This is a genomic window from Bradyrhizobium sp. HKCCYLRH3097 (genome assembly GCF_051167875.1).
Taxonomy (GTDB): domain Bacteria; phylum Pseudomonadota; class Alphaproteobacteria; order Rhizobiales; family Xanthobacteraceae; genus Bradyrhizobium.
Window position 1 is genome coordinate 686,256 of record NZ_JBNPTX010000002.1, and the last position, 20,860, is coordinate 707,115.

Sequence of the window (20,860 nt, forward strand, 5' to 3'; positions counted from 1 at the left end):
GGGGGCAATCCTTGCGGTCAGCCAACGGGCGCTGGCGAGGCCGCCATCAGCTCGCGGGTGTAAGGGTGAACGTCGTCTGCGCCGAAGGCATCGACGGCACGGCTGTCGACCAGCCGGCCGTGGCGCATCACGACGATGCGGTGCGCGATCTGCCTGATCAGGTTGAGATCGTGGGTGATGAAGAGATAGGCCGCACCCGTCTCGGCGCGCAAAGCCAGCAGCAGCTCGATGATCTGGGCCTGGACGGAGACGTCGAGCGGCGCCGTGATCTCGTCGCAGATCACCAGGCGCGGCCGCGCCGCAAAAGCACGCGCGATCGCGACGCGCTGCTTCTCGCCACCCGAGAGCTGGTGCGGCCAGCGCATGGCATACGACGCCGGCAGCCGGACCTGTTCGAGCATGCGCGGCACGGCGGCGACGTCGCCGCCATAGAGCTTCAAGGGGCGCGACAGGATCTCACCGATCCGATGGCGCGGATTGAGCGAGGAATCCGGGTGCTGGAACACGATTTGGACATCGCGCCGATAGGCACGGTTCATATCACCGGCCCTGCGCAACGTTCGGCCGTCGAAGCTGATCGTGCCGTCGAAGCGGGCAAGCCCGGTGAGGGCGCGAGCGACGGATGACTTCCCCGAGCCGGATTCACCGACGAGGCCGACGATTTCGCCGGCACGGACGCGGACATCGACGGCCCCGGTCGCCGGTGGCGGAGCCGCACGGAACAGCCCGCCCCTGCCGTAATGGACTTCGATGCCGCGTGCGTCCAGCACCAGGGCCGCGCCCGGCTGATCGTTCACGAGCCGCCGCTCCGGACGCGGCACGGCGGCGATGAGAGCCTTGGTGTAGGCGTGCTGCGGCGTCCTGAAGATATCAGACGCGGGCGCCTGCTCGACGATGCGGCCGTGCCGGATCACCGCGACACGATCGGCGACCCGGGTCATCATCGCGAGATCGTGCGAGATGTAGAGCGCAGCGACGCCCGTCTCCGCACGCAACCGCGCAAACAGCTCGATGATGCGGGCGCCGGTGATGACGTCGAGCGCCGTCGTAGGCTCATCGAACAGGATGACATCGGGCCGGCACCCGAAGGCCGTCGCGATGACTACCCGCTGCTTCTCGCCGCCGGAGATCTCGTGCGGATAGCGCCGCAGCACCGCCACGGGGTCGCGCAGCTCGACATGGCCGAGCAATTCGATCGCGAGGTTCCTGGCGGCCCGCGCATTCAGATCGCGATGACGCATCAGCGCCTCGGTGATCTGGCGGCCGATGGTCAATGTCGGATTGAGCGCGGTCGACGGATCCTGGAACACCATGCCGATGCGGCGGCCACGGACCGCGGTCAGTCGCTTCGGGCTGAGGGACCGCAGGTCGAGGTCGCCCAGACGCAGGGAGCCCGAGACCTCGCGGGCATTGGCCGGCAGATGCCGCATCAACGCCCAAGCCAGCGAGCTCTTACCGGAGCCGGATTCGCCGACGAGGCCGAGCACCTCGCCGGGCGCGATCTCGAGCGACACGTCACGCAGCACCTCCACAGCGCCCGCCGGGGTGACGTAGTCCAGCCCGTAACCAGTGATGGCGAGCGCCGGCTTCATCGATCGTCCCGCGGATTCAGCGCGTCGCGCAGGGCATCGCCGACGAGATTGAAGGCGATCGCCGACAGCGCGATCGCGGCCGAGGGCGCGATCAGGATCCATGGCGCCCGGTGCATGTATTGGCGCGCATCGGCCACCATCAGGCCCCATTCCGATGCCGGCGGCTGTGCACCCAGGCCGAGGAAGCTGAGCGTCGCGAACAGCATCACCGCAAATGACACCCGGATGGTGGCCTCGATGATGATCGGGCCCATCACGTTCGGAAGCATCTCGCGGAAAATGATCTGCGATGCCGCTTCGCCGCGCGCGATAGCGGCCTTGACGTAGTCCTGACTGCGCACAGCAAGCGCCACGGAGCGCGTGACCCGTGCCATGCCCGGCGCAAACGCAAAGGCAATCGCGATCACCGCGTTGACAGCCCCATTTCCGAGCGTGCTGACCAGCAGCAGCGCCATGAGGAGGCCGGGAATGGCCATCACAGCATCGTTGGTGCGCATGATGAATTCGTCGGCCTTGCCGCCGAGATAGGCCGATGCGACGCCGATCACGGCGCCCATCGCGCTGCCGGCGAGCGTCGCCGCGAGCGCCATCGGAACGGTGGCGCGCGCGCCGGACAGCAGCCGGCTCAGCACGTCGCGGCCGAACTGATCGGCGCCCAGCCAGTTCTGCCATCCCGGCGGGCGGAAACGGCCGAGAAAATCCATCTTCTCCGCCCCATAGGGCGCGAGCCACGGGCCGAGGATGCAGACGATGGCGAGGGCAACGAGCAGCATCACGCTGATCGCCCCCTGCGGCTTGCGGATCATCCTGCCGAGCAGCTCAGTCATAGCCGATCCGCCTGTCGAGGAGCGCGTAGACGACATCCGCCAGCGTGTTGGTGATCGCATAGGTGACCGCCATGATCATCGCGCCGGCCTGGATCGACGGCAGATCGCGGGTGGTGATGGCGATCATCAATGCCCGGCCGATGCCGGGAATGGCGAAAATCTCCTCGATGACGATGATGCCGCCCAGGAGATAGCCGACGTCGAGCGCGACGATGGTGATGACCGGCAGCAGCGCGTTGCGCATCACGTGCCGTACCAGCACCGTCCGCTCGGGCAGGCCTTTCAGCCGCGCCGCGCGGACGTAGTCGGACTGCAGCACGTCCAGCGTCTCCGAACGCATCATGCGCATCACATGCGCGACGAGAATGACCGAGACGGTCAGGACCGGAAGGATCAGATGGCGCAGCGCCGGCCCGGCATCCTCCAGCGGCGACACGTAGCCGGTCGCCGGCAGCCATGGCAGAATGTCGGTCAACAGCAGCGCGAGCACGGTTGCGGTGACGAACTCCGGCAGGGAGACTCCGAGATAGGCGACCACGCTGGTGGCCGTATCCGCCGGCCGCCCCTTGCGGAGCGCCGCGAAGATTCCGAGCGGGACCGCGATCAGGAGGGTGACGACGAGTGCGCCCGCTGCCAGCAGCAGCGAGCGCGACAGCGCCGTCAGCATCTCCGGCGCGACCGGCAGGCCGGTGCGCATGGAGACACCGAAATTGCCGATGGCCGCGTGCGCGACCCAATGCGAGAATTGCAGCCAGACCGGGTCGTCGAGCCCGAGCCGGCTGCGAATTGCGGCCAGCGCCTCCGGCGAAGCGTTCTCGCCAAGCAGCGTCTGCGCGGCATCAGCCGGCAGCGCCTGTGTGATGGCAAACACCAGCACACTGACGACGACGACCGTATAGACCATCAGGAGCAGCCGCCGCAGCAGCCAGGCGAATGACACCGCTCGGATCCCGTCTCAGCTGCGCTTGGGCGCGCCTGCGCCGAGCGAGACGAGATCGAGCCGGAACACCGATCCGCGCGGATGCAGCTGGTATCCTTCCACATAGGCGCGCTGCGCCGCCAGGATGTCGAAGAAGACCGGAATGACCGACGGCACCTCCTCGCTCATCATCGTCTGGGCCCGCGCATAGAGCGCGGCGCGATTGGCATCGTCGGTCTCGCTACGCGCCGCATTGACGATCTCGTCGAAGCGCGCATTGTTCCAGCGTGTCTCGTTCCAGGCGGCATCCGAGGTGTAGAGCAGCTTGAAGACCGCGTCGGCGGTCGATTGCATGTTGTAGAAGCCGACGTAGAAATTGCCCTTCTTCCAGACCTGGTCGAGATAGGTCGCATGCGGCATCGTCTGAACGTTGATGCGGAAGCCGGCAGGTGCCGCCATCTCGCGGATCGCAACGCCGAGCTGCGTGCGCGTGTCCGGTTTGTCGGATGCCACCATCGTCAGATCGATGCCGGAGGGATAGCCGGCATCGGCGAGCAATTGCCTGGCTTTCGCGATGTCGGGCTTCTTCAGCTTGCTGTCCTGATAGAACCGGTAGGCGGGGCTCAGCGGCGTGTCGTTGCCGGGCGTGCCGTAGCCGCCGGCCACGAAGCCGGCCATGGCCTCGCGATCGATGGTCAGCGCCAGCGCCTGGCGCACGCGAACGTCGTTGAACGGCTTCTGATCGCAGCCCATGTTGACGTTCAGAAACTGCCCCGAGGGGACCCGCACCGCCTTGACGCCGCTGGCCTTGCCGAGCCGCTCATATTCGCCGGGCGTGGTCGACAACATGAGATCGATGTCGCCCGAAATCAGAGCCGATGCTTCGGCGGTGCGGTCGGGATAGACGAGAATCTCGACGCGATCGAGCAAAGGCCGCGCCGGATCGTAATACGCCGGGTTGCGCTCGACGACGATCTTGCGGTCCGGCTCATAGGACACGAGCTTGAACGGCCCTGAACCATTCGCCTTTGTGGCGAGGCTGGCGAGATCGGCAGCAACGACTTTCGCAGGCACGATGCGCGCATTGTTGTAGGCGAGCGCGACCGGAAAATCGGCAAAGGCAACCGACAACGTGAACCGCACGGTCGACGCATCGACGGCAGCGACATCCTTGATCGGGCCGACATTGGTGCGCGCCGGTGATGCGGTCTTCGGATCGAGGATCGCCTTGAAGGTCGCGACGACATCCTCCGCCGTCAGCGGCGAGCCGTCGTGGAAACTGAGATTGGGCCGCAGCCTGAACGTCCACTCGGTGAGCCCCGCGCCGGCCTGCCACGACAAGGCGAGGTCCGGCTCGACCGACATGTCCGGCTTCAACCGGGTCAAGTTGGAATAGAGCAGCTCGGTGATGAGGTATTCCGGATTGACACGCGCGAGCAGCGGATGAATGACCGCCGCGCCCTGGTCGACCGAGATCCGCAACACGCCGCCGTGCTTCGGCACCTCGGCAGAGAGAGAGACTTGCGGCAGAGCACCAAGCACGAGCGCGGAGCCGGCAAGGAAATGACGACGGGTCACGGACGGCATCAGGCGAAGTCCTTTTCAGGCGTGATGGCTTCGGGACAGAGTTCGGGACGGAACTCGGCTGCAAGATAGGCGAGCACCGATTTCGCCAATGCGACGATGTCGGCGAGCGTCGTGGATTCGCCCGGCGCATGAATGCGGCTATCGGGCCTGCCGAGGCCCGTGAGCAGCACCTCCTGCACGCCCGTGGCCTGCTGCACCCAGCCAAAATCGGAGCAGCCGGCCGCCCCCCAGCGAGCGAAGTCCTCCGCGGCATAGCCGAAACCGGCCGACAGCGCCTGCTGCCAGCGCGGCCAATGCGGCCCGCCGGGATCGGATGTCGGCATCAGATGGCCGGTGAGGATGATCTCGACGTCGACGGCGCCGGCCGCCTGCCGGACGGCCGTTTCGATCTCGCGGCGTGCAGCGGCGAAGTCCTCCTCGGGCGCGTATCGGCGGCACAGGAGAATCTCGACCAGCGAGGGGATCTGTCCGCCGCATTGGCCGCCATGAATGGCTGAGATGTCGAGGCTCGCGGCGAGCGGTCCAGCCGCCTGCGGCGGTGGCGGCAACGCCGACGTCCGCTGCGCGATGACCGGCTCGAGGGCCGCGAGCGCATTGAGGATCGGCAGCGCCGCCTCGATCGCGTTGGCGCCGGCGCGGCGCTGCTCGCCGGCATGCGCTGCCTTGCCGTGAACCCGCACCGTGAGCGTGAACAGGCCGAAGCAGCCGGCCCAGATCCGCGGCATGGCGCTGCCGTTGAAATTCAGAATATGCCCTTCGAGACGGCCCTGCTCGGCAAGGTAACGCACGCCGGGATAGAGCCCTGCCTCCTCGTCCGTGCACAGCAGCAACATCGGATCATAGGCCAGCGGCAATCCGGTCTGCTCCGCGCCGCGGAGTGCGAGCAGCGCGGCCGCAATCGATCCCTTCATGTCGGCCGCGCCGAGTCCGATCAGACGGTCACCGTCGCGGCTCAGTTGCAGCGGATCGGCGGCCCAGCCGGGCGCCGCCGGTACCGTGTCCACATGGAAATAGAGCCCGAGCACCGGTCTGCCGGAGCGGCGCCGTGCGATCAGATTCGTCCGCGATCCGCGCGCGCCCGGTGCGCGCCATAGGTCCTCCGGAACGATCACGCGCTCGCTATCCAGTGCCAGCGGGGCAGCGAGCTGCTCCATCACGTCGGCAAATGCATCGTAGCCGCCCCCCGGAGGAAAGCTGGTGTCGACCGCCACCATCTTCCGCAGGTCCTCGACCGCCGTCTCGGCCATGGCGTCGATCGCGGCAAAAGCGCTGGCCAGGCTGCGCGCGCCCCGGTCCGCTGGAATGCCCTCAGAAATCATTTGCCGCCAGCTCTATCCTATATTCTATATAGAAATAGAATTCACGACGCGGCGTTTGTCAATTCCATGAAAAAGGCAGCTGTGGCCAGCAAAGCGGCAGACGGGGTGGGGGCGGGTCCAGGCGCGCTGCCGGTGCCGCTCTACGAGCATGTCAAGCGCCAGATCGCCGAGGCGATCCTGATCGGCGACATGCCGCCCGGCACAGTGCTGCCCGGCGAGGTCGCGCTCGCCAATCAATATGGCGTCGCCGTCGGCACCATCCGCCGCGCGCTGGCCGACCTCACCGCGGGCGGCATGCTGATGCGCCGGCGCAAGACCGGCACGGTGGTGACGGGCCGCGCGTCGCAGCATGGGCTCAGCTTCTTCTTCCGGTACTTCCGCCTGCTCGGCGCGGACGGCAGCCTGCTGCACTCGGAGGCCGAGGTGCTGTCGGTGACGACACGCGCCGCCGAGCCAGACGAAGCGGCGCTGTTCGCGATGGCCGAGGGCGAGCCGCTGCTGCATCTTCATCGCATCCGCCGCGTCGCTGGCGCGCCGGTGCTGCATTCGCGGATCTCAATGGTCGCGAGCCGCGTGGCGGGATTTCCGGCCGAGCCGAAGAAAGTCCCTGCCCTGATCTACCGGCATCTGCTCGAGGCCTATGGCATCCGGATCGCCGCGGTGCGCGAGAAGGTGACGGCCGAGGTCGCCACCAAGGAGGACCGCAAGCTGCTCGGCCTGCCCTCTCCGAGCGCCGTGCTCGTGATCGACGAGGAAGCCTACGACCAGACCGGCGCGCTGGCGATCCTCAGCCAGCACCGCGCCACGACGGCGCAACACTACTACTCGAACGAGATCCGCTGAGCACGCATCGCTTCAGCAGCCCCAGCGCAGCGCCGCGGTGTGCACCGGCGCGTCCCACAGGCCCAGCGAGGCATCATCGAGCGCGGTCACGGTGAGCGAGCAGCCGGCCATGTCGAGCGAGGTGACGTAGGAGCCGACCAGCCCGCGCGCGATGGCGAGCCCGCGCCCTTCCAGGATGCGCCGCGCCGCATTGGCCATCACGTACAACTCCATCGCTGGCGTGGCCCCGAAGCCGTTGACCAGCAGCAGGCACGGAGTCCCGGGCTTCGCTGCAAGATCGGCCAGGATCGCGCCCATCATCTCCTCGGCGATGGCGTCCGCGGACGCCAGCTTGACCCGGCGCCTGCCGGGCTCGCCATGGATGCCGACCCCCATCTCCATCTCGTCCTCGCCGAGCGTGAAGGTCGGCTTGCCCGCGGCCGGCACCGTGCATGAGGTCAGCGCCACGCCCATCGAGCGGGTGCGCCTGTTGACGTCGTCACCAAGCGCCTTCAGCGCGTCGAGATCGCGGCCCTGCTCGGCCGCAGCACCCAGCATCTTCTCCACGATCAGCGTGCCGGCAACGCCGCGGCGGCCGGTCGAATAGGTCGAGGTCTCGACCGCGACGTCGTCGTCGGTAATGACGGTCGCGACCTTGCCCTCCATCATCTCCGCGGCCATCGCGAAATTCATCACGTCGCCTTCGTAGTTCTTGACGATGAACAGCGCGCCCGCGCCGGTGTCCACGGCCTGCGCGGCCGCGAGCATCTGGTCAGGCGTCGGCGAGGTGAAAACCTGGCCCGGACAGGCGGCATCGAGCATGCCCGGCCCGACGAAGCCGGCGTGGAGCGGCTCATGGCCGGAGCCGCCGCCGGAGATCAGCGCGACCTTGCCCGGTTTGAGGCTCTTGCGGCGAACGAACTTGTTGTCCTCGCCCAGCGTGACGATGTCGCCATGCACGGCGGCAAAACCCTGCAGGCTCTCGGTCAACACGTCGGAAACGGCGTTGATCAGCTTCTTCATGGCTTCCCTCCCGGTTCGGCGTCGTCGTTGTTTTCGTTGGCTGAGATCAGCGCGGTGATGCCGCGTGCGACGCCGGTGATGATGCGGTCGGCATGGGCGTTGAGCGCGGGGTCGCCGAAGTCCGGCAGCTCGACCACGAGGCGCCGCATCGGCCGCTGCGCCTCGACCTCGTCCAGCCGGCCCGGATGGGCGGCGCGGTAGGCGGTCAGAAAAGCCTGCTGCTCATGCGGCGAGAAGTGACAGATGTGGAAGATGGTCTCGAGATGCTGCAGCGGGATCGGCGTCGCATAGGCCGGATTGACGATCTGCGAGATGAAGCTGCGATTCTTGCCGATCGCCTCCGCCAGCCGCTGCCGTGTACCGGAGGGACGGCTGTCGATGACCGCGCGCAGGATCGCCTTGTATTCGGCGAGCGGACTCGCGGCCCCCGATGCATCCTGGTCACTCATGCGCCCTCTTCCGCGGTCTTTTCCGTGCCCTTGGCGAGGTCAAGCTCGCGGATCGCCGCCTTCACCAGCGGCAGCAGGCCCGGCGCGACCGACAGCGCGCGCACACCGAGCTCAAGCAGCGCCGGCATGGCTCTGACATCACCGGCGGCGTCGCCGCAGATCGAGATGTCCACGCCCCGCGCGCGACCGGCGCGCACCACATGGGCAATCATCGCCAACACCCCGGGATGCAGCACGTCGGCATAGTCGGCGACCTCGGCGCCGTCACGCGAAGCAGCGGTCGCGTATTGGGTCAGATCATTGGTGCCGATCGAGAAGAAGTCCGCAGCGAAGTCATGCGCTGCCAACGCAGCAGCCGGCACCTCGACCATCATCCCGAAGGCCGGCGCGGCGAACGCGACGTTGCCGGCGGCCAATTCGGCGAGCACGGCGCGGAGATGGCGACGCGCGACGTCCAGCTCCGCTGCATTGGTCACCATCGGCAGCATCACCTTGAGCGGTCCGAGCGCAGCGGCGCGCGCCAGCGCGCGCAGTTGAACACGGAAGATCTCGGGATGACGCAACGACAGACGGAGGCCACGCAGGCCAAGAAACGGGTTGCTCTCACCATCGATCGTGTAGCCCGGAATCGGCTTGTCGCCGCCCGCGTCGAGCGTGCGGATCGTGACCGGCCGGCCTTCGGCCCAGCGCACAAGCTCGGCATAGGCGTGATATTGCGCCTCCTCGTCGTGAAGCAGGTTGCCGGTGAGAAACTCGGTGCGTGCCAGACCGATGCCGTCGCAGGCTGCGGCCGGAAGCAGCGTCATGTCGGCAGGGCCGGAGATGTTGACGAGCACCGAGACGCGGGTGCCGTCGCGCGTCAGTGCCGGTTCGTGCTGGCGCGCGATCGCGTCCGCCTTGCGGCGCGACGCGGTCGCATCCTCCGCCCGGGCGGCGGCGATACGCTGCGCACTGGGATCGGCAATGACGACACCGCGACCGCCATCGACCAGCAAATCCCCTGTCAGCTTGTCCCAATCGTGACCGAGCCCGACCACCATCGGCACGCCGCGGCCGCGCGCCAGCATCGCGACGTGACTGGTCGGGCTGCCCTCGCCGAGCGCAATGCCGCCGCCGCTGGTCCAGTCGATGGCGAGAAAAGCCGATGGCGCCAGATCATGCGCGACGACGATCGCCCCTTTCTGCACTTCGCCGTTCTGCGGCAGGCCAAACAGGTGCCGCAGCACGCGGTCCCGGATGTCGCCGAGGTCGCTGGCGCGAGCACGAAAATACTCGTCCTCAGCGGACTCGTATCCCGCGATCTCCTCCGCCATCGTCGCGCGCCAGGCCGCATCCGCAGCGACGCCGCCCTCGATCTGGACGTAAGCCGCTTCTGTCAGCGCGTCGTCTTCGAGCAGCGCGAGCTGAAAGCCGATCAGCTCGGCCGCGTCTCCCTCGAGCCTGCCGATCAGTTCGGCCACGGCCTCGCGTGCATGTGCGACCGCTGTGGCGAGCGCTTCATGCTCCTCCGCGATCGCCCCTTTGCTCCGGCTGGCGCCCTCCAGCGCATGCAGGATCGCGGCGGGCCCGATGGCCATCCCGTCCGACGCCGCCCGCCCGAAGATACGCCGCTCCATCGTCACTCCTCGTCGAACTTGCGGTTCACCAGATCGACCAGCGCGGCGATGGCGGCCTCGGCATCGGTTCCATTGGCGCGCAGGAACAGCGTCTCGCCCTTGGCGGCCTTGACGCGCATGATCTTCACCGGGCTCTTGGCGTCGGTCCAGGGCCCGTCGGCCGCGATCGCGACTTCGATGCTCGACGCAAAGCGCTTGGCGAGCTGGGTCAGCTTGACCGAGGGCCGCGCATGCAGCCCGACCTCGTTGGTCAGCAGCGCGTGCGCCTTCGCTTCCTGCATGCCGATCTCTCCACCGTCAGCCATTGTCGTTCCCGCTCATCCGCCCATCAGCTCTTCGGCGGTCGCGCGCACCGCATCGAGCGGCGAGCCGCCGGAAGCTTCCGTCGCCGCCATCACGGCGCCCTCGACCAGCGGCGCGTTGCAGATCACGATGCGCTCGCGCCGCTCCTCCGGCATCATCTCCACCGCCATCTCGCTGTTGGTCTCGGCGCCGCCGAGATCGACCAGGATCGCAACGCCCGACTCCGACCATGCCTTGTCGATCGCGCCCATGATGGCGCCGACATCGGTGCCGAGCCCGCCATCGGCATTGCCGCCGACCGCCGCGAGCGGCACGCTGTCGCCGACCATCTGCCGGACCATGTCGGCCGCGCCTTCCGCCACCTTGGCGGAATGCGACACGATGACGATGCCGACATTCTTCTGCTCACTCATGCCCAGGCCTCATTGAATACGCCGCAGATCGCCTGCACCAGCAGGCTGGACGAGCGCGCGCCGGGATCCATGTGCCCGATCGAGCGCTCGCCGAGAAACGAAGCACGGCCGCGGATCGCCAGCATCGGCACCGTCGCGTCGGCGGCCTCGGCGGCGATCGCGGGCAGCCGGGAATCGAGATCGTCGCCACCGGCCGCAAGAGCTGCCTGCACCGGGATCAAGACGTCGAGCATGGTCTTCTGCCCTGCTTCCGACTTGCCACGCGCTTTGACGTCTGCGATGGCGCGACCGAGCGCCGCCGCCGCTTCGGCGGCAGATGGCTCTGATGGCAGCGCCTTGCCAAGTCCCATCGCCAGCGTGCCATAGAGCGGACCGGACGCACCGCCGACCTTCATCACCAGCGCCATGCCGACCGCCTTCAGCGCCTCGGGAAGAGGCTTGGCGGAGATATTGTCCACATCGGCGAGCACGGCCTCGAAGCCGCGCTTCATGTTGAGGCCGTGATCGCCGTCGCCGATCGCCGAGTCGAGCGCGGTCAGCTCCTCCGCATGGGCGATGATGGCATCGGCCATCGCCACGATCAGCTTGCGCTTGAACGCCTGGTCCATTGTCTATCTCACCCGCTGGCCCGCCCGGTCGAACAGCAGCGGCCGGGTGAACTCGATAGCGACGGAGTCGCCGACTTTCAATTCCGTATCCGGCTCCACCAGGCTGACGATGGTCTGGTCCTGCAGCGTGATATGCAGATGATTCTGATCGCCGAGATGCTCGATCCATTTCACCCGTGCGTCTGCACGGCTCTCGGCGCGCCGGACCGTCATGTGCTCGGTGCGCGCGCCGATCGTCGCGACGTCGCCCGGCACCGGGAGATCCGGAAACAGCCCGCGCGGCAGCAGATTGATGCCGGGACTGCCGAGCCGGGTCGCCACATAGGTATTGGCCGGATCCTCATAGACCTCCCGCGGGCTGCCGACCTGCACCAGCCGGCCCTGCTCGATCACGCCGATGCGGTTGGCGAGCGTCATCGCCTCGATCTGGTCGTGGGTGACGTAAAGCATGGTGGCGCCGAGATCCTGCTGGATACGCTTGAGCTCGATGCGCAGCTCGGAACGCAGCTTGGCGTCGAGCGAGGACAGCGGCTCGTCGAGCAACGCGATCGCAGGTCTGCGCACCAGCGCGCGGCCGATCGCCACACGCTGCATCTGGCCGCCGGAGAGCTGAGTAGCGCGGTTGCCGAGCTTGTCCTCGATCCGCAGCATCGCCGCGACGTCACCGACGATGCGCCTGATCTCAGCCTCCGCAATCTTGCGCATAGGCGAGCGCAGTGGAAAAGCCAGATTGTCGTACACCGACAGATGCGGATAGAGAGAATATTGCTGGAACACGAACGTGACGTCACGCGCGGCCGGCGTCGCCTTCGTCTGGTCGACACCGCCGATGGTGACGCTGCCGCGATCCGGCATCTCGAGGCCGGCCACGAGCCGCAATGTCGTGGTCTTGCCGGCACCGGTCGGCCCGAGCAGCACGACGAGCTCGCCGTCGCGGATGGTCAGCGACAGATCCCGTACCGCCGGCTTGGAACCGAACGACTTGCTGACGGCGTTGAGCCGCGTCTCAGCCATGATGGCGCCCTCCTCTCACCGGCTGCTCATACAGCGCGGTGCGGACCGCGCGGCCCGTGGCGGCGTCGAACAGCGACAGCCGGTCGGCGCGGAAGCTGAGCCCGACCGGCTCCGCACGCTGCACCCGGACCGCCGCGGGCGCGCGCGCCTTGACGATGCCATGAGACGTCGTGACGGTGATGATCTGGGTGGTGCCGAGATATTCGGTGCCGAACACCTCGCCGCGCAGCCCGCCTTCGGCGCTGAGCGCCACCTGCTCCGGCCGCACGCCGAGGATCAGCTCATCGCTCTCGGCATCCTCGCGCAGCTCGGGCACGCCGATCTCGGCGCCGTCGATCCGCACGCAGTTCGCGCCGGCGCCAAGCCTGCCCGCGAAGCGGATGAAGTTCATCGCCGGCGAGCCGATGAAGTCTGCGACGAACATGGTGGCGGGACGGTCGTAGATCTCCTGGGGCGTTCCGAGCTGCTCCACGACGCCGCGATTCATCACCGCGATCGTGTCGGCCATCGACATCGCCTCGAGCTGGTCGTGAGTCACGAACACGGTGGTGGCCTTGAGCCGGTCGTGCAGGGCGCGCAGCTCGCCGCACATGATGTGACGGAACTCCGCATCGAGCGCGCCGAGCGGCTCATCCATCAAGAACGCTTTCGGCTCCCGGACGATGGCGCGGCCGAGCGCGACGCGCTGGCGATCGCCGCTCGACAACCCGCTCACCGGACGGTCGATCAGATGGTCGATGCGCAGGATGCGCGCGGCTTCCTCGACCCGCCGCCGGATCTCCCCCTTGGGCACCCCCATCGAGACCAGGGGAAAAGCGATGTTCCGGCGCACGTTCATGTGCGGGTAGAGTGCGAACAGCTGGAACACCATGGCGATGTCGCGCTCGCACGCGCGGCGGAAGGTGACGTCCTCGCCGCCGAGCCTGATCGTCCCCGAGGTCGGCAGCTCCAGGCCCGCAATCATGCGCAGCGTCGTGGTCTTGCCGCAGCCAGACGGACCGAGCAGGCAGAAGAACTCGCCGTCGGCGATCGTGAAGCTTGTGCCGCGCACGGCGGCAAGGCCGCCGAACTCCTTGAACAGATTCTCGATCCGGATCTCGGCCATGGCGTCAGTCCGGAAACTTCGAGACGATGGTGAACATCACGACGCCGGCGAGCGTGGTGATGAAGGAATAGGTGTAGAGCACCAGTGCGAACGGCTGCAGCAGCATCAGCACGCCAGCCGCAATGAGGATCGTCGCCAGCGTCTCCATCGGGCCGCGCCGCAGCGCCCGGGGCCAGCGCGAGTGCGCCGCATTGGCCGGCTGATCTTGTGCCATCTCGCTCATTTGCGCACCGCTCCGAAGGTGATGCCGCGCAACAGATGTTTTCTCAGCAGCACCGTGAACACGACGATCGGGATCAGGAACAGCGTGGTGCCCGCCGCGACCGCCGGCCAGTCCTGGCCGCCCTCGCCGATGATGATCGGGATGAAGGGCGGCGCGGTCTGCGCCGTGCCCGAGGTCAGAAGCACCGCGAAGGCATATTCGTTCCAGGCGAAGATCAGGCAGAAGATCGCGGTGGCGACGATGCCGGTGGTGGCCTGCGGCAACACGACCTTGAAGAAGGCTTGCAGGCGGGTGTAGCCGTCGACCATCGCCGCCTCCTCGTATTCGCGCGGGATCTCGTCCATGAATCCCTTGAGCAGCCAGACCGCGAGCGAGATGTTGACGGACGTATAGAGCAGGATCATGCCGAGCCGCGTGTCGGACAGGCCGAGCTCGCGATACATCAGATAGATCGGGATCGCGACCGCGATCGGCGGCATCATCCGGGTCGACAGGATGAAGAACAGCAGATCATCCTTCAACGGCACCTTGAAGCGCGAGAAGGCGTAGGCCGCCAGCGTGCCGAGCACGACCGACAGCGCCGTCGAGCCGAACGCGATCACCAGCGAATTCACGTAGCGTGGGATGTAGTTCGATGGACCCGCGACCACCATGTTGCGGCCGCGCGAGATGCGGTCGCACAGACTGGCAGCCGGCGGCAGCTTGGCCATGTACTCCGGCGCCTGCCGGGTCCGGGTCGTGAACAGGTTGCAATAGCCCTCCAGGCTCGGCTCGGCGACGAGCTTCGGCGGATAGGCGATCGCGTCCGACGGCGACTTGAAGCCGGTCATGAAGATCCACAGCAGCGGTACCAGAGTGATCAGCGCATAGGCGATCACCACGGTTGCCGCGATCCGCTTGGTCAGTGGCGACGGATCGACGACGGAATGGGCGGTTGCGAGACCGGTCATCGGCTTTTCACCCGGTTGAGCGCCTTGACGTAGATGTTGGCGAGGCCGAACACGGTGACGAACAGGATGATGGCGAAGGCCGAGGAATAGCCGGTCCGCCACTTCTCGAAGGCTTCGCGCTTCAGGGTGATCGAGGCGACCTCGGTCGTCGAGCCTGGACCGCCGCCGGTCAGGAGGTTGACCATGTCGAACATCTTGAAGTTTTCGATGCCGCGGAACAGCACCGCCAGCATGATGAACGGCAGCGCCATCGGCAAAGTGATCGACCAGAACTGCCGCCACGGCGAGGCGCGATCGACCTCGGCCGCCTCATAGATGTAGTCGGGAATCGAGCGGAGACCTGCAAGGCAGATCAGCATCACGTAAGGCGTCCACATCCAGGTGTCGACGATGACGATCGCCCAGGGCGCGAGCGGCACTTGCGCCAGCATCTGGAAAGACGATGCGGGCGCGCCCGTCACGGCGGAGATGACGTAGTTGAAGAGCCCGATCTGCGGCTGGTAGAGGAACGTCCAGAAGTTGCCGACCACAGCCGGCGACAGCATCATCGGCAGCAGGATCAAGGTGGTCCACAGGCCGTGGCCGCGGAACTTCTTGTCGATCAGCCACGCTAGCGTAAAGCCCAGCAGGGTCTGGATCAGGATGGTCCAGAACACGAAGCGCGCGGTCACCGTCATCGCCGCCCAGACGTCCGGATCGGTCAGGATCGACTGGTAGTTGGCGAGTCCGATATCGAGCACGGTGGCGTTCGGACGGTTCGCGCGATAATTGGTGAAGGACAGCCGGATGGTCCAGATCAACGGGAAAATGTTGATCGCGAGCAGCAGCAGCATGGTCGGCATGATGAATAGCCAGGCGATGGCGCGCTCGGACAGGCCGCGCACGCGCCCCGCCACGGCGGGCGGCGTCACCAGGGCGGCGCGGTCGACGAGGCTGCTCAGTCCGGTTTGGTCGGTCATGCGAGGGGCTGCTTCACTGGCGGCTTCGGGCTGGCGGTGAGACTGGCTGGTCCGCCCGGCAAGCCGAAGCTCGCCGGAGGGATCGTCGTGGCGGATCTCGCTTGCGCGAGAGGTGCCGCCTCCATCACAGCTTGCCGTCCTCCTTGAACACCTTGGTCCAGTCGGCGATCAGCCCGTCGAGCGCGCCTTTCGCCGTACCCTGGTCGGCGACGACATAGTCGTGGACGCGCTTCTGCATCGCGAGCAGAAGCTGGGCGTAGGACGGCTCGGCCCAGAAGTCGACCACCTGGTCCATCGCCACCAGGAAGTCGGCGGCGAACGGCGCGGTGTTCTTGAAGTTGGGATCGTTGAGCACGCCCTTGTGGCAGCTGTAGCCGCCGAGCGCCCACCACTTCTTCTGGGTGTCGAGCGCGGCGAACCACTTGATATATTCGAGCGCTTCGGCGCGGTTAGGCGAATATGCCACCACCGAGATGCCCTGCCCGCCGAGCTGCGAGCCCTTCTCCTTCTGCGCGGGGTTGACGAAGAAGCCGATCTTGTCGCCGCCGACATTGGGATCCTTGTAAAGGCCCGGGAAGAAGGCGAACCAGTTCATCTGCAGCGCGACCTGGCCGGACTTGAAGGCATCGAGTCCTTCCTGCATGTAGCCGTTGGAATAGCCGGGCGGCGTGCAGCATTTGTACAGCGCCTTGTAGAACTCGAGGCCCTTCACCGCATCGTCCGAGTTGACGAAGCCCTGCATGTCATACGGCTTCTTCGGGTTCTGATACTTGAAGCCGAACGGATAGAGCGCGTTGGTGACGCCCATGGTGATGCCTTCCGAGCCACGCTCGGTGAAGATGGCCGCGCCATAAACGGTCTTGCCGTCGATCACCCGCTTCTGGAAGAACTCGGCAATGTCCTTCAGCTCTTCCTGCGTCTTCGGCACCTCGAGCTCGCGGCCGAATTTCTTCTTGAATTCCTCGCGAATCTCCGGCCGCGCGAACCAGTCCTTGCGATAGGTCCAGCCGTTGGCGTCGCCCATCGCCGGAAGCGCCCAGTAGTTCGGCGAGCCCTTCGGCCATTCGGCGTAGCCGGCGACGGTGGCCGGCATGAAATCGGAGATCTTGATGCCTTCCTTGTCGAAGAACTCGTTGAGCTTGACGTATTGGCCATTCTCGGCCGCGCCGCCGATCCATTGCGAATCGCCGATCATCAGGTCGCACAGCTTGCCCTTGGAATTGAGCTCGTTGAGCATGCGGTCGGCGAAGTTCGGCCACGGCACGAACTCGAACTTCATGTTGACGCCGGTCTTGGCGGTGAAGTCCTTGGACAGCTCGACCAGCGCATTGGCCGGATCCCAGGCGGCCCAGCACAAGGTAATCGTCTTTCCTTCGGCGCGTGCCGGCGCGGACGCGCCGAGCACGGTCGCGGCGGCGACCGTCGCCGCCAGTGCAAATGTCTGCAGCAACTTCATCTGGCACTCCCTCCCTGTTGGCGCCGTCCCCGCTTCGCGTGGGTGACGGCGATGCATGGCCCGCGGCGAGCGGCGCCGTCACAACGACAGCGCGAGCCGCAAGCGTTTCCCCTGGCCCTCGGATCATCCGTCCGAGTTAAGTATTTTGTTTAGTAGATTGCGAACGACTAAACATGTCAAGCGCGTTTTCGCGACGTTTGCAGCGCATCATGTTTAGCGACTGCGGTAAGCTGCTCGTCGTCCGGAGGTTTGCCGGGATGGCGATGGCGTGGCTCTCCGGCGCCGCCGCCAGGACGCAGGCGCGGCCCAACTCCAGGCTGCATCCGCGTGATCAGCCCTTCGCCAACGTCACGCCGCAACTGACCCGGCCGTCAGCGATGAAGAAGCGTCCGGCAAGGCGAGCAACGGCGGCCGGCCAATCCTCTCTCATGACACGCACCTCGAACGTGCCCGCCGCCCATGCGATCGCGAGCTCGACATCCTGGAAATCCAGGAAGCCGCGCGTGAGCGGATACTGGCATTTGTAGTAGGCTTCCTTGGCGCTGAAGATCACGATCGGCAGCATCGGCTGCAACGCGTCGGGCTGGCCGCGAAGCCATTGCCGTTCGGCCGGCGTGAGCACAAGATCGCGCATCGACGGATCGAGCTCGCGCAGGTCCTCGACATCCAGTCCAAGGGACGGGACATCCCTGCTTCGGGCCACGGCCACGGCGCAATGATCGGCACAATGGGAGATGCTTCCCGCATAGCCCGACGGCCACACCGGCGCGCGATCCGGCGTCGGGACGAGCGCGACCGGCGAAGCTCCCAGCGACGCCAGCGCCCTGCGCGCCAGGATCCGGGCGGTCGCGAACTCGGCGCGCCGCTTGGCGACCGCGGCCTGGATATGCGCGCGCTCTTCGGGAAACAGCTCATCCTCCGCCAGCGAGAGGCTGGACGCCGCCACCACGACCGGACCGTCAAACAGATTTGCAAGCACTCACATCACCAACTCTGCACGCGCGTCTCTTTGCGGACCGGCCTCGACCAGCCGCCACCGTATACGAAACGGCGACGTCGAAGCGAATTCCAACGATTCAACATGTCTCGCGATCTCGCGGCGCCACGCCCCCGAGCTTTGCATGGCGAGCGCACGCTGCCGCTCGGCGAGCTGCACCACCGACCACTGCGGATCGGCATCGACCAGCACTTGCGCCCGGCGAGGTGCCAATGCACCCGGCTCCCCCCGGGAGCCCCATGGTTGGATCAGGATCAGAACATACTGCGATGCAAGTCGATTCTGCCAAAACTCGCCGGCTTGTCCAACGCGCCCCGGCCGCTGTCCCCCGGTCCATGCTTTTCGGCCCCGCTGACATGCGCGTCGGCGGCCAGCTTTTGCTTGACGGCAGCGGGCTGCAACGGGACTTATCCAGTCCCTCTGTCTGCCGAAGAAGTGCGTTCCCATGGCCGCCGATCCGCTCTCGATCCTCAAGACCGTGTTCGGTTACGACAGTTTCCGCGGCCGGCAGCGCGACATCGTCGAGCACGTGATCGCCGGCCACAATGCCTTCGTGCTGATGCCGACCGGCGGCGGCAAGTCGCTGTGCTACCAGATCCCGGCGCTGGCGCGTCCCGGCCTCGGGCTGATCATCTCGCCGCTGATCGCGCTGATGGAGGACCAGGTCACCGCGCTCCGGCAGGCCGGCGTGAAGGCCGCGGCGCTGAACTCGCGGCTCTGGGGCGCCGAGAAGGACCTGCTGTGGCAGGACATCGAACGCGGCGAGCTCGATCTCCTCTACATGGCACCCGAGACGCTGCTCAAGGCGGAGAACCTCGAGCGGCTCAAGACCGCACGGTTGTCGCTGATCGCGATCGACGAGGCGCATTGCGTCTCGCAATGGGGCCATGATTTCCGTCCCGAATACCGCGCCCTCGACTGCCTCGCCGGGCTGTTCCCGACCATCCCGCGCATCGCACTCACCGCCACGGCCGATGCGCCGACGCGGGCCGAGATCGTCGAGCATCTTTCGATCGGCGACGGCAACAGCTTCATCGCCGGCTTCGACCGGCCGAACATCCGCTATGGCGCAGCGGAGAAAACCAGCACGATGCAGCAGATGCTGGCCTTCCTGAAATCGCGCGAGGGCGAGAGCGGCATCGTCTATTGCCTGTCCAAACGCAAGACCGAGGAAGTCGCCGCCTCGCTCAGCGATCATGGCTTCCCGGCGCTGCCCTATCATGCCGGCATGGAGATGAAGGCGCGCGAGAAGAACCAGCGCCGCTTCCAGCTCGAGCAGGGCCTGATCATGGTCGCCACGATCGCCTTCGGCATGGGCATCGACAAGCCCGACGTGCGGTTCGTTGTTCATGCCGATCTGCCCTCCAGCATCGAGGCCTACTACCAGGAGACCGGCCGCGCCGGGCGCGACGGCCTGCCCTCCGAGACTCTGATGCTGTACGGGGCGGAGGACATCGCGCTGCGCCGCCGCTTCATCGATGAGTCCGACGCGCCCGATGCGCGCAAGCGCACCGAGCGCCGCAAGCTCGATGCGCTGCTCGGCTTCGCCGAGACCTGCCAGTGCCGCCGCCAGGTGCTGCTGCGCTATTTCGGCGACGATTGCGCGCCGTGCGGCAATTGCGACATCTGTCTTGACCCGCCGGAGACCTTCGACGGCACCATCGCCGCGCAGAAGCTGCTGTCCTGCATCCACCGCACCGGCGAGCGCTTCGGCCAGGCCCACGTCATCGCGGTGTTGCTCGGCGAGACCGACGAGCGCATCGAACGGCTCGGCCACGACAAGCTCTCGACCTTCGGCATCGGCAAGGAGCACGACCGCAACGCCTGGCGCTCGATCGTCCGCCAGCTCGTCGCGCATGGTCTGATCAGCGTCGACGTCGCCGGCCATGGCGGCCTGTCGATCTCGCCCGAGGGTCGCCAGTTCCTGCGCGACAAGCCGCAGCTCAGCCTGCGCGTGCTGAAGAAGTCGCGGCGCGACCGCAAATCCCGGGAGCGGCAGACCACGGCGGCATTTCCCGACCTCGACCGCGACCTGTTCGAGAAGCTGCGCGTACGCCGGATGGAGCTCGCCAAGGCGCAGAACGTCCCGCCCTATGTCATCTTCCACGACAAGACGCTGGCCGAAATGGCGGCCCGCCATCCGCGCTCCGTCGCGGAGCTTGCGAGCATCCCCGGTGCCGGCACGGTCAAGCTCGCGCGCTACGGCGAGGCCTTCGTGGCGGTGATCAATGCGCATGATGCGGGCGCCTGAGCCGGCCATCGTCCAGCAGCACCGCGGCTCCTTCGCTCGACGATCAGACGGCACACATGGCTCACACATGGCCTCGCGATCCCGCCGCTGATGACGCCCGGGTTATGCAACTGAAGTCCCCTTCTCCTCGAAGAAGAGGCGCAGGGAAGACCGGGTATCAGCTGATACCCGCGGTCCGCGTGCAGCAAAAAGCACGCGGCAGAACCACAGGTTCAGCCCAATATCCGGCCTTCCCTGCGCGACGGTTTGACGACTTATAGGCGCTCTCCCCGGGGATCGGCTGTCTTGCCCCCGTCGCCGGCGGATCATCATCACCGCCGGCTTGGCATCAGCACCGCGATGCCAGGACCACACCACTTCGCCGTCGCATCGCTCCGTTCGTCGGCGCGGGCTTTGACACCCGGCTGCGGAGCAACGCGCCCGTCGC

Annotated in this window: 21 protein-coding genes; 2 read left to right on the forward strand and 19 right to left on the reverse strand. The window is 66.7% G+C overall.

The annotated features are described in order from the left end of the window. Positions 1–17: 17 nt before the first annotated feature. The 5 genes from nikE to ACQR0U_RS08875 are packed head-to-tail and all read right to left on the reverse strand — an operon-like array spanning position 18 to position 6,244. Positions 18–1,592 carry a nickel ABC transporter ATP-binding protein NikE gene (nikE, locus tag ACQR0U_RS08855; RefSeq protein ID WP_434842934.1) on the reverse strand — a complete coding sequence of 525 codons (1,575 nt, stop codon included), beginning with the start codon at positions 1,590–1,592 and terminating at the stop codon, positions 18–20. Continuing rightward, the gene (locus tag ACQR0U_RS08860) at positions 1,589–2,419 is read right to left on the reverse strand and encodes an ABC transporter permease (RefSeq protein ID WP_434842933.1); all 831 of its coding nucleotides are present in this window, start codon (positions 2,417–2,419) and stop codon (positions 1,589–1,591) included. Before ACQR0U_RS08860 ends, nikE begins: the two co-directional genes overlap by 4 nt. Next, positions 2,412–3,359 carry an ABC transporter permease gene (locus ACQR0U_RS08865; RefSeq protein WP_434842932.1) on the reverse strand — a complete coding sequence of 316 codons (948 nt, stop codon included), beginning with the start codon at positions 3,357–3,359 and terminating at the stop codon, positions 2,412–2,414. The genes ACQR0U_RS08860 and ACQR0U_RS08865 overlap by 8 nt, the downstream gene beginning before the upstream one ends. 15 nt (positions 3,360–3,374) lie before the next feature. After that, complete coding sequence (locus ACQR0U_RS08870) at positions 3,375–4,925, reverse strand: ABC transporter substrate-binding protein (RefSeq protein ID WP_434842931.1); 1,551 nt, start codon at positions 4,923–4,925, stop codon at positions 3,375–3,377. Beyond that, a complete protein-coding gene (locus ACQR0U_RS08875) occupies positions 4,925–6,244 on the reverse strand; it encodes a M20 family metallopeptidase (protein ID WP_434842930.1) in 1,320 nt (439 codons plus the stop codon). The genes ACQR0U_RS08870 and ACQR0U_RS08875 overlap by 1 nt, the downstream gene beginning before the upstream one ends. 66 nt (positions 6,245–6,310) lie before the next feature. Between ACQR0U_RS08875 and ACQR0U_RS08880 the strand changes: the two genes are divergently transcribed. Beyond that, on the forward strand, positions 6,311–7,087 hold the full coding sequence (locus tag ACQR0U_RS08880) for a GntR family transcriptional regulator (protein WP_316203805.1): 777 nt from the start codon (positions 6,311–6,313) through the stop codon (positions 7,085–7,087). A gap of 12 nt (positions 7,088–7,099) precedes the next feature. Here the strand turns inward: ACQR0U_RS08880 and dhaK are convergent, their stop codons facing one another. From dhaK to ACQR0U_RS08950, 14 genes are all read right to left on the reverse strand, one after another. Continuing rightward, positions 7,100–8,089, reverse strand: a complete 990-nt coding sequence (dhaK, locus tag ACQR0U_RS08885; protein ID WP_315749856.1) for a dihydroxyacetone kinase subunit DhaK — start codon at positions 8,087–8,089, stop codon at positions 7,100–7,102. Further along, complete coding sequence (locus tag ACQR0U_RS08890; protein ID WP_315712557.1) at positions 8,086–8,538, reverse strand: hypothetical protein; 453 nt, start codon at positions 8,536–8,538, stop codon at positions 8,086–8,088. Before ACQR0U_RS08890 ends, dhaK begins: the two co-directional genes overlap by 4 nt. Continuing rightward, positions 8,535–10,154, reverse strand: coding sequence for a phosphoenolpyruvate--protein phosphotransferase (ptsP, locus tag ACQR0U_RS08895; RefSeq protein ID WP_434842929.1), 1,620 nt, complete (start codon positions 10,152–10,154; stop codon positions 8,535–8,537). Before ptsP ends, ACQR0U_RS08890 begins: the two co-directional genes overlap by 4 nt. 2 nt (positions 10,155–10,156) lie before the next feature. After that, on the reverse strand, positions 10,157–10,459 hold the full coding sequence (locus tag ACQR0U_RS08900) for an HPr family phosphocarrier protein (protein ID WP_315749853.1): 303 nt from the start codon (positions 10,457–10,459) through the stop codon (positions 10,157–10,159). 12 nt (positions 10,460–10,471) lie between these two features. After that, a complete protein-coding gene (gene dhaM / locus ACQR0U_RS08905) occupies positions 10,472–10,870 on the reverse strand; it encodes a dihydroxyacetone kinase phosphoryl donor subunit DhaM (protein WP_284416623.1) in 399 nt (132 codons plus the stop codon). Further along, positions 10,867–11,478 carry a dihydroxyacetone kinase subunit DhaL gene (dhaL, locus tag ACQR0U_RS08910; RefSeq protein WP_434842928.1) on the reverse strand — a complete coding sequence of 204 codons (612 nt, stop codon included), beginning with the start codon at positions 11,476–11,478 and terminating at the stop codon, positions 10,867–10,869. Before dhaL ends, dhaM begins: the two co-directional genes overlap by 4 nt. Positions 11,479–11,481: 3 nt before the next feature. Beyond that, a complete protein-coding gene (locus tag ACQR0U_RS08915) occupies positions 11,482–12,492 on the reverse strand; it encodes an ABC transporter ATP-binding protein (protein ID WP_434842927.1) in 1,011 nt (336 codons plus the stop codon). Then, positions 12,485–13,597 carry an ABC transporter ATP-binding protein gene (locus ACQR0U_RS08920; protein WP_434842926.1) on the reverse strand — a complete coding sequence of 371 codons (1,113 nt, stop codon included), beginning with the start codon at positions 13,595–13,597 and terminating at the stop codon, positions 12,485–12,487. Before ACQR0U_RS08920 ends, ACQR0U_RS08915 begins: the two co-directional genes overlap by 8 nt. A gap of 4 nt (positions 13,598–13,601) precedes the next feature. Beyond that, positions 13,602–13,820, reverse strand: a complete 219-nt coding sequence (locus tag ACQR0U_RS08925) for a hypothetical protein (RefSeq protein ID WP_315712566.1) — start codon at positions 13,818–13,820, stop codon at positions 13,602–13,604. Continuing rightward, positions 13,817–14,770, reverse strand: a complete 954-nt coding sequence (locus ACQR0U_RS08930; RefSeq protein WP_315712568.1) for a carbohydrate ABC transporter permease — start codon at positions 14,768–14,770, stop codon at positions 13,817–13,819. Before ACQR0U_RS08930 ends, ACQR0U_RS08925 begins: the two co-directional genes overlap by 4 nt. Beyond that, the gene (locus tag ACQR0U_RS08935) at positions 14,767–15,729 is read right to left on the reverse strand and encodes a carbohydrate ABC transporter permease (RefSeq protein ID WP_316225358.1); all 963 of its coding nucleotides are present in this window, start codon (positions 15,727–15,729) and stop codon (positions 14,767–14,769) included. The genes ACQR0U_RS08930 and ACQR0U_RS08935 overlap by 4 nt, the downstream gene beginning before the upstream one ends. Before the next feature lie 124 nt (positions 15,730–15,853). Then, positions 15,854–17,185 carry an ABC transporter substrate-binding protein gene (locus ACQR0U_RS08940; RefSeq protein WP_315749849.1) on the reverse strand — a complete coding sequence of 444 codons (1,332 nt, stop codon included), beginning with the start codon at positions 17,183–17,185 and terminating at the stop codon, positions 15,854–15,856. 331 nt (positions 17,186–17,516) lie between these two features. Further along, positions 17,517–18,164, reverse strand: coding sequence for a 4'-phosphopantetheinyl transferase family protein (locus ACQR0U_RS08945; protein WP_315749848.1), 648 nt, complete (start codon positions 18,162–18,164; stop codon positions 17,517–17,519). Beyond that, positions 18,165–18,374, reverse strand: a complete 210-nt coding sequence (locus ACQR0U_RS08950; protein WP_434842925.1) for a hypothetical protein — start codon at positions 18,372–18,374, stop codon at positions 18,165–18,167. It abuts the gene before it with no gap. A 253-nt stretch (positions 18,375–18,627) separates the two neighbouring features. On the opposite strand from ACQR0U_RS08950, the gene recQ reads away from it, so the two are divergent. Next, a complete protein-coding gene (gene recQ / locus ACQR0U_RS08955; RefSeq protein WP_315712574.1) occupies positions 18,628–20,433 on the forward strand; it encodes a DNA helicase RecQ in 1,806 nt (601 codons plus the stop codon). Positions 20,434–20,860: the final 427 nt, after the last annotated feature.

Bases quoted from the DNA above. Each gene is read 5' to 3' on its own strand.
- nikE (WP_434842934.1), bottom strand. From the start codon at position 1,592: ATGAAGCCGGCGCTCGCCATCACTGGTTACGGGCTGGACTACGTCACC.
- ACQR0U_RS08860 (WP_434842933.1), bottom strand. From the start codon at position 2,419: ATGACTGAGCTGCTCGGCAGGATGATCCGCAAGCCGCAGGGGGCGATC.
- ACQR0U_RS08870 (WP_434842931.1), bottom strand. From the start codon at position 4,925: ATGCCGTCCGTGACCCGTCGTCATTTCCTTGCCGGCTCCGCGCTCGTG.
- ACQR0U_RS08875 (WP_434842930.1), bottom strand. From the start codon at position 6,244: ATGATTTCTGAGGGCATTCCAGCGGACCGGGGCGCGCGCAGCCTGGCC.
- ACQR0U_RS08880 (WP_316203805.1), top strand. From the start codon at position 6,311: ATGAAAAAGGCAGCTGTGGCCAGCAAAGCGGCAGACGGGGTGGGGGCG.
- dhaK (WP_315749856.1), bottom strand. From the start codon at position 8,089: ATGAAGAAGCTGATCAACGCCGTTTCCGACGTGTTGACCGAGAGCCTG.
- ACQR0U_RS08890 (WP_315712557.1), bottom strand. From the start codon at position 8,538: ATGAGTGACCAGGATGCATCGGGGGCCGCGAGTCCGCTCGCCGAATAC.
- ptsP (WP_434842929.1), bottom strand. From the start codon at position 10,154: ATGGAGCGGCGTATCTTCGGGCGGGCGGCGTCGGACGGGATGGCCATC.
- ACQR0U_RS08900 (WP_315749853.1), bottom strand. From the start codon at position 10,459: ATGGCTGACGGTGGAGAGATCGGCATGCAGGAAGCGAAGGCGCACGCG.
- dhaM (WP_284416623.1), bottom strand. From the start codon at position 10,870: ATGAGTGAGCAGAAGAATGTCGGCATCGTCATCGTGTCGCATTCCGCC.
- dhaL (WP_434842928.1), bottom strand. From the start codon at position 11,478: ATGGACCAGGCGTTCAAGCGCAAGCTGATCGTGGCGATGGCCGATGCC.
- ACQR0U_RS08915 (WP_434842927.1), bottom strand. From the start codon at position 12,492: ATGGCTGAGACGCGGCTCAACGCCGTCAGCAAGTCGTTCGGTTCCAAG.
- ACQR0U_RS08920 (WP_434842926.1), bottom strand. From the start codon at position 13,597: ATGGCCGAGATCCGGATCGAGAATCTGTTCAAGGAGTTCGGCGGCCTT.
- ACQR0U_RS08925 (WP_315712566.1), bottom strand. From the start codon at position 13,820: ATGAGCGAGATGGCACAAGATCAGCCGGCCAATGCGGCGCACTCGCGC.
- ACQR0U_RS08930 (WP_315712568.1), bottom strand. From the start codon at position 14,770: ATGACCGGTCTCGCAACCGCCCATTCCGTCGTCGATCCGTCGCCACTG.
- ACQR0U_RS08935 (WP_316225358.1), bottom strand. From the start codon at position 15,729: ATGACCGACCAAACCGGACTGAGCAGCCTCGTCGACCGCGCCGCCCTG.
- ACQR0U_RS08940 (WP_315749849.1), bottom strand. From the start codon at position 17,185: ATGAAGTTGCTGCAGACATTTGCACTGGCGGCGACGGTCGCCGCCGCG.
- recQ (WP_315712574.1), top strand. From the start codon at position 18,628: ATGGCCGCCGATCCGCTCTCGATCCTCAAGACCGTGTTCGGTTACGAC.